Here is an 11,100-nt window from a genome sequence, read left to right as displayed (position 1 = left end):
GCAGTCGGAGCCTCTTATGGGGTGACGGCGTACCTTTTGTATAATGGGTCAGCGAGTTTCTGTTTGCAGCAAGCTTAAGCCGTTAGGTGTAGGCGCAGCGAAAGCGAGTCTGAACAGGGCGACGAGTTGCTGGCAGAAGACCCGAAACCGAGTGATCTAGCCATGGCCAGGCTGAAGGTGCGGTAACACGCACTGGAGGGCCGAACCCACGCCTGTTGAAAAAGTCGGGGATGAGCTGTGGCTAGGGGTGAAAGGCCAATCAAACTCGGAAATAGCTGGTTCTCCGCGAAATCTATTGAGGTAGACCGTCGAGTATTACCCCGGGGGGTAGAGCACTGGATGGGCTAGGGGGGCCCAAAGCCTTACCAAACCTAACCAAACTCCGAATACCCGGAAGTATGAGCTCGGCAGACAGACAGTGGGTGCTAAGGTCCATTGTCGAGAGGGAAACAGCCCAGACCACCAGCTAAGGCCCCCAAATCGTGGCTAAGTGGGAAAGGATGTGGGGATTCCAAAACAACCAGGAGGTTGGCTTAGAAGCAGCCATCCTTTAAAGAAAGCGTAATAGCTCACTGGTCTAATAGAAACCCTGCGCCGAAAATGTAACGGGGCTCAAGCCACGTGCCGAAGCTGTGGGTGCATACTATGTATGCGCGGTAGCGGAGCGTTCCGTAGGTCTGTGAAGGAGACGGGGTGACCCTCTCTGGAGATATCGGAAGTGCGAATGCTGACATGAGTAGCGACAAACAGTGCGAGAAACACTGTCGCCGAAAGTCCAAGGGTTCCTGCGCAAGGTTAATCCGCGCAGGGTGAGCCGGCCCCTAAGGCGAGGGCGAAAGCCGTAGTCGATGGAAACCGGGCAAATATTCCCGGGCCTGCCAGAAGTGACGAATACAATATGTTGTCGGGTCTTATCGGATTGATCCGGCTTTTGGCGTATTCCAGGAAATAGCTCTGGCATATAGACCGTACCCGAAACCGACACAGGTGGACTGGTAGAGAATACCAAGGCGCTTGAGAGAACGATGCTGAAGGAACTAGGCAAATTACTTGCGTAACTTCGGGATAAGCAAGACCCGTCAGTGGGCAACCATCGGCGGGTGGCACAGACCAGGGGGTAGCGACTGTTTAGTAAAAACACAGGGCTGTGCGAAGTCGAGAGACGACGTATACGGCCTGACGCCTGCCCGGTGCCGGAAGGTTAAGAGGAGGTGTGCAAGCACTGAATTGAAGCCCCGGTAAACGGCGGCCGTAACTATAACGGTCCTAAGGTAGCGAAATTCCTTGTCGGGTAAGTTCCGACCTGCACGAATGGCGTAACGACTTCCCCGCTGTCTCCAGCATCGGCTCAGCGAAATTGAATTCCCCGTGAAGATGCGGGGTACCCGCGGTCAGACGGAAAGACCCTATGAACCTTTACTGCAGCTTTGCAGTGGCATCAGAGACATTCTGTGTAGGATAGGTGGGAGGCTTTGAAACCGGGGCGCCAGTTCCGGTGGAGCCATCCTTGAAATACCACCCTGACTGTTTCTGATGTCTAACCGAGGCCTGTTAGCCAGGTCCGGGACCCTGCATGGTGGGCAGTTTGACTGGGGCGGTCGCCTCCCAAAGTGTAACGGAGGCGCGCGATGGTGGGCTCAGGCCGGTCGGAAACCGGCTGTCGAGTGCAATGGCATAAGCCCGCCTGACTGTGAGAGTGACAGCTCGATCAGAGACGAAAGTCGGCCATAGTGATCCGGTGGTCCCGCGTGGAAGGGCCATCGCTCAACGGATAAAAGGTACTCTAGGGATAACAGGCTGATCTCCCCCAAGAGTCCACATCGACGGGGAGGTTTGGCACCTCGATGTCGGCTCATCACATCCTGGGGCTGGAGCAGGTCCCAAGGGTTCGGCTGTTCGCCGATTAAAGTGGTACGTGAGCTGGGTTTAGAACGTCGTGAGACAGTTCGGTCCCTATCTGCCGTGGGTGTTGGAGACTTGAGAGGATTTGTCCCTAGTACGAGAGGACCGGGATGAACATACCTCTGGTGCACCGGTTGTCGCGCCAGCGGCACAGCCGGGTAGCTAAGTGTGGACGGGATAACCGCTGAAAGCATCTAAGCGGGAAACCCACCTCAAAACAAGGTCTCCCCAAGGGCCGTGATAGACCATCACGTCAATAGGCCAGGTGTGGAAGCGCAGTAATGCGTGCAGCTAACTGGTCCTAATCGCCCAATAGGCTCATTCCATAGCCCCCTTGAAAGGGCAACACACATGCACAGCAGTCATCCACTCTCAACACATGACAAAAAACACCAACCCATCCACATCCCCTCCCCATACCGGGGAGACTGGATGACCTGGTGGCAATGGCGGGGAATGATCCACCCGATCCCATCCCGAACTCGGCCGTGAAATGCCCCAGCGCCCATGATACTGTGCCTCAAGGCACGGGAAAGTCGGTCGCCGCCAGGTCTTCCAGTCTCCCCAAACAAACGCGGGGTGGAGCAGCCCGGTAGCTCGTCAGGCTCATAACCTGAAGGCCGCAGGTTCAAATCCTGCCCCCGCAACCATCTGAACTTGCGATGCGAACGCATCACGAACCCCAGCCCGGAAACGGGCTGGGGTTTTCGTTTGTCCGCCGCCCGACGCCATAGTCAGAATGCCGGCCAGATCACCCCGGACGTCAATCTGGAGGCCCTTGTCGGACGGCGTGAGGATGATCGCCTCGATCAGCGAGCGGATTACCTCGGCCGCCTCCTGGCGCTTTTCGTCCAGTTCGGAATGCAGCATGTCGTGCAGCCGCGCGAGTTGCCGGTGGTAGAACTCCGCCATCTGCGGATGGAGCAGGGGCGGGGGCGCCTCGGCGGTGGCAAGGAACTCTTTGAGTTCGGTCTTGCGGGCTTCGAGCTTCGATCCGCGCTCCTTGACCGTCTCGATCGAGATCGCTTCTGAAAGGTAGAGATCCATCAGGCGCTGGATGTCGCGCTCGACCCGCTTCAGTTCTGACTCTGCTGCGCCGATGTCGGCCGATGCTTCCATGCGCAGCCGGTTCATCTCGGTGGTGAAGGCCGTGCAGAACTCGGCGAACAGGTCCGGGTCCATGAGGTGGTGGCGCAGGGCGTCGAGGACACGCCGTTCCAGTTCCTCGCGACGCATATTGGTCCGGTTGTCGCAGGTGCCCTTGTTGCGGGCTGTCGAGCAGCCGAGCAAGGTGCCGGAGATCATGGAATAGCCGCCACCACAGCAGCCGCATTTGCTCAGGCCGGAGAACAGGTAGCGGGGGCGGCGCTTCTCGCGGAAATGGTCGGGCGATGAGGTGTCGCGTGTGTCGCGGCTGGCGCTGACGCTGGCCTGTCGCGCCTTGACCGCGTCCCACAGTTCCTGGTCGACGATCCGCAGTTCCGGCACCTCCTGGATTACCCATTCGGATTCCGGATTGGGGCGGGCCTGCCGCTTGCCGGTGTCGGGATCCTTGATGAAACGCTGCCGGTTCCAGACCAGTCTGCCAACGTACATCTCATTGTTGAGGATACCGGTGCCGCGTAGCCGGTTGCCAGTGATGGTCGAGAAGCCCCAGGCGCCGCTGCCCGGTGCGGAGATGCTTTCGTCGTTGAGACGGAAGGCGATGGCGCGCGGTCCCAGCCCGGCTGCGAAGTCGCGAAAGATACGACGGACGACCTCGGCTTCCGCTGGATTGATGGTGCGGTCGCCCCGAATGGGCTCGCCATTGGCGTCGAGCCTGCGCACGACATCATAGCCGTAGGCATTGCCGCCGCCGGACTTGCCCTGTTCGACCCGGCCTCGCAGGCCGCGATGCGTCTTCTCAGCCAGGTCTTTCAGAAACAGGGCGTTCATCGTGCCCTTGAGGCCGACATGAAGGTGGGAGACTTCGCCCTCGGAAAGGGTGACGATCCGCACGCCGGCGTAGTTCATGCGCTTGAAGACGCCGGCGATATCTTCCTGGTCACGGGAGAGGCGATCCATCGCCTCGGCCAGAACGATTTGGAACCGTCCGCGCTGTGCGTCCGCGATCAGCGCCTGGATGCCGGGCCGCATCAGGGAGGCACCCGAGATGGCGTGGTCGGTATATTCCTCGACGATGGTCCAGCCTTGTTTCTCCGCCTGGGTACGGCAGACCCGAAGCTGGTCGGCGATCGAGGCGTCGCGCTGGTTGTCGGAGGAATAGCGGGCGTAGAGCGCGACCTTCATGGTGGATCATCCCTTACGGTCTGGAGCGGCGGCGCTGCTCCTGTTGCTGCGACCGGAACCAGTCCCGTGCCGCACGGCGCGCCATGAGGCGGACAAGCGCCACCAGGCGCGGGTCGGGCGCGTTGGGTCGCAGGACGAGCCGCAACTCGGGCTCGGGCGGCCGATACGCCGGGGCAATGGACTGGCTGGGTCTGTCTGTCATCGTTGCTCTCTTCCGACAGCAAGGCAAGAAAAACAGACACACGATCCGGACAGATGACTGTTATTTCAACGGAAATACGCAATATGGAAAGTCGTGTCTGTGCGTGCTCAAGCGTACGAAATCGTAGTTATGGGTAGTCCCGGATAGAGGCGCGTCGTACAAATACTGGCGTATGACGGCAGCACGAGAGGGGAGGGCGGATCATGAATGATGTGGGAATGCCGTTCTTCCGGCTGGCCGGATGAACGGACGCGCTTCTGACTCTTCGCCCACGGAGGCGCTGGCCGGGCTTGTGGAGCGGGTGACGTTCCACAACGCCGAGAACGGTTTCTGCGTCCTGCGCGTGAAAGTGCGGGGGCAGCGCGACCTGGTCACCGTCGTCGGCCACGCCGCCATGATCTCGGCGGGCGAGTTCGTGCAGATGTCGGGGCGCTGGTTCAACGATCATACCCATGGGCTGCAGTTCAAGGCCGAGTTTCTCAAGGCCAGCCCGCCGACCACGGTCGAGGGCATCGAACGCTACCTGGGCTCCGGCATGATCCGAGGCATCGGCCCGGTCTACGCGAAAAAGCTGGTGAAAGCGTTCGGCGAGGCGGTGTTCGACCTGATCGAGCAGGAACCTAGACGTCTGCGGGAGGTGACGGGCATCGGCCCCAAGCGGGCCGAGCGGATTGTCGACGGCTGGGCGGACCAGAAGGTGATCCGCGAGATCATGCTGTTCCTGCACAGCAACGGCGTCGGCACCTCGCGGGCGGTGCGTATCTTCAAGACCTACGGGCAGGACGCGGTCCAACTGATCAGTGAGAACCCGTACCGGCTCGCGAAGGACATTCGGGGCATCGGCTTCAAGACCGCCGACCAGATCGCCCGAAAGATGGGGATCGCGCCTGACGCCATGATCCGGGTGCGGGCCGGAATCTCCTACGCGCTTGGTGAGGCCATGGACGAAGGGCATTGTGGTCTGCCGATCGGGGAACTGCTGACCAGCACCGCCGAACTGCTGGAGGTCGCCGTCCCTCTGATCGAGACGGCTCTCGCGCTGGAACTGGAAGCGGGAGACGTTATTGCCGACAGCGAGGGCGAGACGGGCTGCATCTTCCTGGCGGGTCTCTATCGCGCGGAGCAGAGCATCGCCGAGCGATTGCGCGCCTGCGCCTTCGGTCGTCCGCCCTGGCCAGAGATCGACGCTGAAAAGGCCATGACCTGGGTGGAAACGAAGACCGGGCTTGCGCTCGCGCCCAGCCAGCAGGAGGCGGTGCGCCTTGCCCTGCGCAGCAAGGTGCTGGTGATCACGGGTGGTCCCGGCGTCGGCAAGACCACGCTGGTCAACGCCATCCTGAAAATCGTGGCGGCCAAGGGCACCGACGTGCAGCTCTGCGCCCCGACCGGACGTGCAGCGAAGCGTCTGTCGGAAAGCACGGGACTGGAGGGGAAGACCATCCACCGCCTGCTGGAGACGGATCCGGCGACTGGCAGCTTCAAGCGGGACGATACCAACCCGCTGACCTGCGATCTCCTGGTCGTGGACGAGGCCAGCATGGTGGACGTGCTGCTGATGCGATCTCTGCTGCGCGCCTTGCCCGACAGCGCGGCCTTGCTGATCGTGGGGGACGTGGACCAGTTGCCATCCGTCGGACCGGGACAGGTGCTGGCCGATATCATCGGCTCCAACGCCGTGCCGGTGGTGCGGTTGACGGAGGTGTTCCGCCAGGCGGCGCAGAGCCGGATCATCACCAATGCGCACCGGATCAATGAGGGCAGGATGCCCGAACTGAGCGCGGAAGAGGGATCGGATTTCTATTTCGTCGAAGCGGCCGAACCCGAGGTCGGGCTGCGCAAGTTGCTGGCGGTTGTGAAGGACCGCATCCCGGCGCGGTTCGGACTGGACCCGGTCCGCGACGTGCAGGTGCTGTGTCCGATGAACCGGGGCGGGCTTGGGACGCGGTCGCTGAATATAGAATTGCAGCAGGCGCTGAACCCGCCGGGCGAGGTGAAGGTCGAGCGGTTCGGCTGGACCTACGGGCCGGGCGACAAGGTGATGCAGATCGCCAACGATTATGACCGGGACGTTTTCAACGGGGATCTTGGCGTTATCGACAGGATCGATGTGGAAGAAGGCGAACTGACGGTCTCATTCGATGGACGGGAGGTCGTGTATGGCTTCGGCGAGCTGGACGAACTGGTGCTGGCCTACGCGACGACCATTCACAAGAGCCAGGGCTCGGAATACCCGGCGGTGGTGATCCCGCTGGTGACGCAGCATTACGCCATGCTCGCGCGGAACCTGCTCTATACCGGCGTCACACGGGGACGGAAGCTCGTCGTGCTCGTGGGGCAGAAGAAGGCGCTGGCCATCGCGGTGCGCAACCAGGGTGGGAGACGGCGGTGGTCGAAGCTCAGGGAATGGCTGGTGGACAGCACCGCATGATGGGGTGACGAGAGTGTTTCCATGTCGGCTTCCGCCTTCGACATAGACGTAAGATACCGGGTATCAGATTCCCGAAAGGAGACGGTCGGTGTTCGTATTTTTACCAGAATGACCAAGCGGGACACGCCGCACTGTAGCGTATCATCCGCCCCCTGACCGATCTATCCATTCAGGTTTTCCGATATGCGAATGCACCGATCATTCCGTAGATACTAACGAGCGACCAGAAAATTTCGATCAGGAAAGAGGCTGGATTGAAGTCATACGACAACGAAATCATGATCAGGAAACATCCTGCCAGGTTCGTCGCCGGATAGAACAGTTTCCGAGGATCAACCAGGCCCCGCATGTTCAGGAAGTATAACAGGACGACGGTTGCGGACCCCATATAGCCGCATAGGTCATGCCATGTCAGATAGGATGCCATTCTATTGTGCCTTTGAGATCAGTATGGACGCGACAGGCCAAAGGGCGTCAGGCCAGCAGCCTCTCCCAGTGAAAAAGAAAGTTGCAGACCGCCGGAAAAGCTGTGCGTGATTTTCGGATTGGGCTGCGTGATAGTGTAGACCTGCTGGTCTGGATGAAAAATGAAAGCGGCAAAAGGCGTAAGCCGCACCCCAGCGACGAGGCGGATGCTGTAATCCGCTTCAAGCGTCTGCTCATGGGTGGACATACGGCCGGAGCGGCCCGAAGCCATGATCTCATCATCCAGATAATCTGTAGCGTTCCTGTTGAGATGATGCTCTGTCGCTTTGAACGCCAGAAAATCATGCCTGTGACCGGGAAACAGGCCCTCCCATATAAAGCCCAGCAGGAAGTAGTTTTTCTGAAGCGAATGGCCGGATGTATCGAACACCAGACCACCCAACAAGGTCAGAAGCTGCTGCCCTCTACGCGGATGCCATACGGTCTGTTCAAACTGGGCATAGATGCCGTTCTGACCCGATTGCATGCGGCCGGCATCATGGGTGAAGGCGATCCTCCCGCCATTGGCGTCGTAGCGGAAATTGCCGACCGGGCTGGTATCCTCATATGCCCCCACATCGTAGCGTCCCGGTAGGCGGCTGCTGTCCGCCGTTTCATATCCGGCCTCGATCATGACATGCGCACCGCTTGCGCCATGGAGCGACCAGCCGTCCCCCCATGGGAAGCCACCATTATAGTACTGTGTGGAATTCGACTCTTCCCCTCCGAAACGCAGATAGGTGTTACGACGTGGAATGACCGTCATCTCACCAGCCCATACGGATACGGGCCAGAAGGGCGCGTCGGAATTGCTCGACCATGTCATGGGATTGAGGTTCGCGCACATGCCGAGTTGAAACAGGCAGTAATAGCGGGACGTCGCGAAAAAGGACGAGAGCTGCATTCTGCCTACGCTCACGCGAAGCCGGTCATCGGCCAGATGCTCTTCGATTTCCAACTGCGTCAGGCGTGTCTGGTTATTCGGACCGCTGCCATGGAAGTAGGACACGCCAGAGCCGGCCATGTCGTTGACACCCTGTGGATTGCCGCCAAAGCGGGAGTCCACCGCGAAACGGACGATCGTGCCGGACAGGCCCGCAATCCGGTTCATATCCAGATCCGCACCGAAATAGGCTTCATGAAAAACGATGGCTTCCCGTCTTACACCGCCTGCGGCATTGCCGTAGAGGGTGTCGTCAAAGAAGGCTTTGGGATAAATTCCGGAATTGATCAGCGCATTTCCCGTATCTGTTGCGATGTTTGGCAGTATTCCTGATTTCAGGTCGGCCGTCAGACTGGCATTGGCGTCTGGCGCAATTATAAACACCATTATGATTATCGGTATTATCGGGACGATACGCGCGTACATTAGAAAATACTTCCGTCAACATAACATATTCTCTGGCAGCGGCAGTATGCGTAGTGCCGCCGGAGGAAATGATGTTGGAAAAGTAGACGCTAGAGCGTTGCCATAATAGCACTGTTTTTTTATACGTCCGTTGCCGATACGGTTACGGTCGGTGTTATCACGAGGTTGAACCATGCTGCACAATCGTCTCCTGACCTATCTGGACACGGTCGCCCGCGTCGGCTCCATCCGACAGGCAGCAATCCGGTTGAACGTCGCGGCCCCCGCGATCAACCGGCACATTCTTGCGCTGGAGCAAGAGTTTGGCGGCCCGTTATTCGAACGGATGCCTCGTGGGCTGAAACCGACACCGCTGGGCAACCTGGTCATTGCCCACGTCAGGGAGACCTTGCGCGGATTCGACGCGCTTCAGGGCAGTATCGCCTCCCTTCGTGACATGACGCGGGGCGAAGTGACACTGGTGACCATGACCGGTTTTGTATCGGGCCTCCTGGCCGATGCCCTTGTGACATTTCGTGCGCAGTATCCGCTGGTCCGGCTGATCCATCGCACCGGGGATGGAGAAATCATCATCCGCATGGTGGCGTCCGGCGAGGCAGATATCGGCATCGGCTATAATCTGCCCGATCATCCTCAATTGCGCCGGAGCGCGGAATTCGACTATCACCTTGGGGCGGTTGTCGCCCCCAATCACTCCCTGACACGTCAGGCATCGGTGTTACCGGAAGACTGCCTAGCCTTCCCGATGGTGCTCGCCGAACGTTCCATGACGTTACGGCAGGTTGCCAGCTTTCTGGTTCCGCCCACCACCGACTTGGCGGCGGCTATTGAGACGGACTCCGTCCATCTCATGAAAAGCCTGGCAAAACGCGCGCCGTATGTCGCCTTCATGAACTATGCGGATGTCGCACCCGAGTTAGCTGATGGAAGTCTGGTTTTCTTGCCCCTGAACGTGCGGGGTGATCGGCAGACACTTTCGATCGTTCATCGTGCCAGTCATCCCTCAGATCCTACGTTGCGACTGGCTCTGGAAACGATCCAGACTGTTTTTGCGTGTAAAGTCGGACGTGAGCGGCTGGGAGAAGGACAAACGAGTATATGAAGGGAGGACCGGCTTACGATGTGAATCGCCGTCGATCTCGCATATGGCCAATGGATTTTCTGACCTCGGACAAATCATTTATCGGGAGCCACGGCGGCTTTCGCCTTCATCTCAGCCATCCGGTCAGCAGGGCACTATGCTGCAAAGCAGACAATAGATATTTGTTGTTCGCTCCTATATTGAACGTTGGCCTTATTAGGCTAGGGCCTGTTAGGCCTTGACGTAGTCTGTTGTAGCAGCGAGGAGAGTGACGGAGAGGAAGGACGCAGCCGTCTTTTCATAGCGTGTGGCAACGGCCCGCCATTCCTTGAGCCTTGCCCACGGGTTTTCGACCAGATGTCGGTGTCTGTAAGCCCATTTTGGACAGGCGACTTCTGGATCATTCTCCCTTGGTGGGATGACAGGGCAAGATCCCGGCTCCAAAGATACTCACGGAACTTATGTGAGGCGTAACCACGATCGCAGACGACATAGATCGGTGGGTATGGCAGATCATCAAGCAGGGCGTAGGCACACGGTAATTCGTGCGCCTGTCCGGGCGAAAGCGTGAAGGACAATGCCCTGCCATGGCCGTCCGCGGCTACGCAGACCTTGGTGCCAAATCCTCCACGTGAGCGGCCAGGAGTTTCGCGATCCTTTCGGCCTTCTCTGTGCCCCTTTTTTAGCTGCCCCGGCCGCCTTGTGATGGGCACGGATCGTCGTGCCATCGAGAAAGGCCATACCGAGAGCCTGATCCCTGTCTGTGACCTTTTCAAAGAGGCGCTGCCATACACCGAACGTCGACCAGCGAATGAACAGCTGTGCGGCAATCCACCAGGGGCCAAACTGCAGATGGCAGGGCGCGCCATTTCGCGCCATCCTGATGGCGCCAGAAAATCGCGGATATCGTTCGTCGAAGGTTCTTCGGCGGGTCTTGCCCCTCGGACGGACTTCCTCGATCAAAGGCTCCCAGACGGATCATGCGGTATCAGGAAAGACAGAATGCATCATGCTCATCACAAACACCTATGCAATCCGTCCCGTCATTCAAGGTCTAACAGGCCCTAGAGATCTTGCCATAATATGTATAATGCTGTTGTTCCTTGGACCCGACCGGGACGGAGAATGGGTGGTATTTTCGGCGACGATGTGAATGGTCATTGTGCGCGCGATCGCGTGCGATATGTACGTGGACGAAGCATGAGCCCAACTCCGTATCGGCAAACGGCTGCTCCTGCGGTTCCTCCAGATGGCCATCGACACAGTTCGATCTTCGACACGTTGCACCACATCGGTCTTACCCATGGCACGACCTATCTAGAACCGTATGGGTGCGACACGATCGAGGAAGGCACGACCGTCGA

The 11,100-nt window shown here is 59.0% G+C and carries 5 protein-coding genes, 1 tRNA gene, 2 rRNA genes and 1 pseudogene (1 of these 9 only partly in view); 5 read left to right on the top strand and 4 right to left on the bottom strand.

Translation table 11 applies throughout. The features are described from left to right. The 3 genes from LDL32_RS09265 to LDL32_RS09255 form a co-directional block, all read left to right on the top strand. Window positions 1-2,228 (top strand): 23S ribosomal RNA (locus tag LDL32_RS09265) (it extends 513 nt beyond the left edge of the window). A 110-nt stretch (window positions 2,229-2,338) separates the two neighbouring features. After that, window positions 2,339-2,454, top strand: a 5S ribosomal RNA gene (gene rrf / locus LDL32_RS09260). A gap of 21 nt (window positions 2,455-2,475) precedes the next feature. Beyond that, window positions 2,476-2,552 (top strand) — tRNA-Met (locus LDL32_RS09255). On the opposite strand, the gene LDL32_RS09250 is transcribed toward LDL32_RS09255, so the two are convergent. Then, window positions 2,509-4,191, bottom strand: a complete 1,683-nt coding sequence (locus LDL32_RS09250) for a recombinase family protein (protein WP_233068795.1) — start codon at window positions 4,189-4,191, stop codon at window positions 2,509-2,511. The genes LDL32_RS09255 and LDL32_RS09250 overlap by 44 nt on opposite strands. 13 nt (window positions 4,192-4,204) lie before the next feature. After that, window positions 4,205-4,393 (bottom strand): hypothetical protein, encoded by a 189-nt coding sequence (locus LDL32_RS09245; protein ID WP_233066167.1) that lies wholly within the window; start codon window positions 4,391-4,393, stop codon window positions 4,205-4,207. 241 nt (window positions 4,394-4,634) lie between these two features. On the opposite strand from LDL32_RS09245, the gene LDL32_RS09240 reads away from it, so the two are divergent. Continuing rightward, entirely contained in the window at window positions 4,635-6,821 is a 2,187-nt protein-coding gene (locus LDL32_RS09240) for an ATP-dependent RecD-like DNA helicase (protein ID WP_233066165.1), read from the top strand. Window positions 6,822-7,266: 445 nt separating this feature from the next. On the opposite strand, the gene LDL32_RS09235 is transcribed toward LDL32_RS09240, so the two are convergent. Next, the gene (locus LDL32_RS09235) at window positions 7,267-8,655 is read right to left on the bottom strand and encodes a carbohydrate porin (RefSeq protein WP_233066163.1); all 1,389 of its coding nucleotides are present in this window, start codon (window positions 8,653-8,655) and stop codon (window positions 7,267-7,269) included. Window positions 8,656-8,827: 172 nt separating this feature from the next. On the opposite strand from LDL32_RS09235, the gene LDL32_RS09230 reads away from it, so the two are divergent. After that, window positions 8,828-9,757, top strand: coding sequence for a LysR family transcriptional regulator (locus LDL32_RS09230; RefSeq protein WP_233066161.1), 930 nt, complete (start codon window positions 8,828-8,830; stop codon window positions 9,755-9,757). A gap of 210 nt (window positions 9,758-9,967) precedes the next feature. Here the strand turns inward: LDL32_RS09230 and LDL32_RS09225 are convergent. Further along, window positions 9,968-10,699 (bottom strand): annotated as a pseudogene (locus LDL32_RS09225) (IS5 family transposase). Window positions 10,700-11,100: the final 401 nt, after the last annotated feature.

The organism is Komagataeibacter sp. FNDCF1, from assembly GCF_021295335.1.
In the GTDB taxonomy this organism is placed as follows: Bacteria; Pseudomonadota; Alphaproteobacteria; order Acetobacterales; family Acetobacteraceae; genus Komagataeibacter.
The sequence above is the reverse complement of the archived record's forward strand: the minus strand, read 5'-3'. Positions and strand labels throughout refer to the sequence as shown.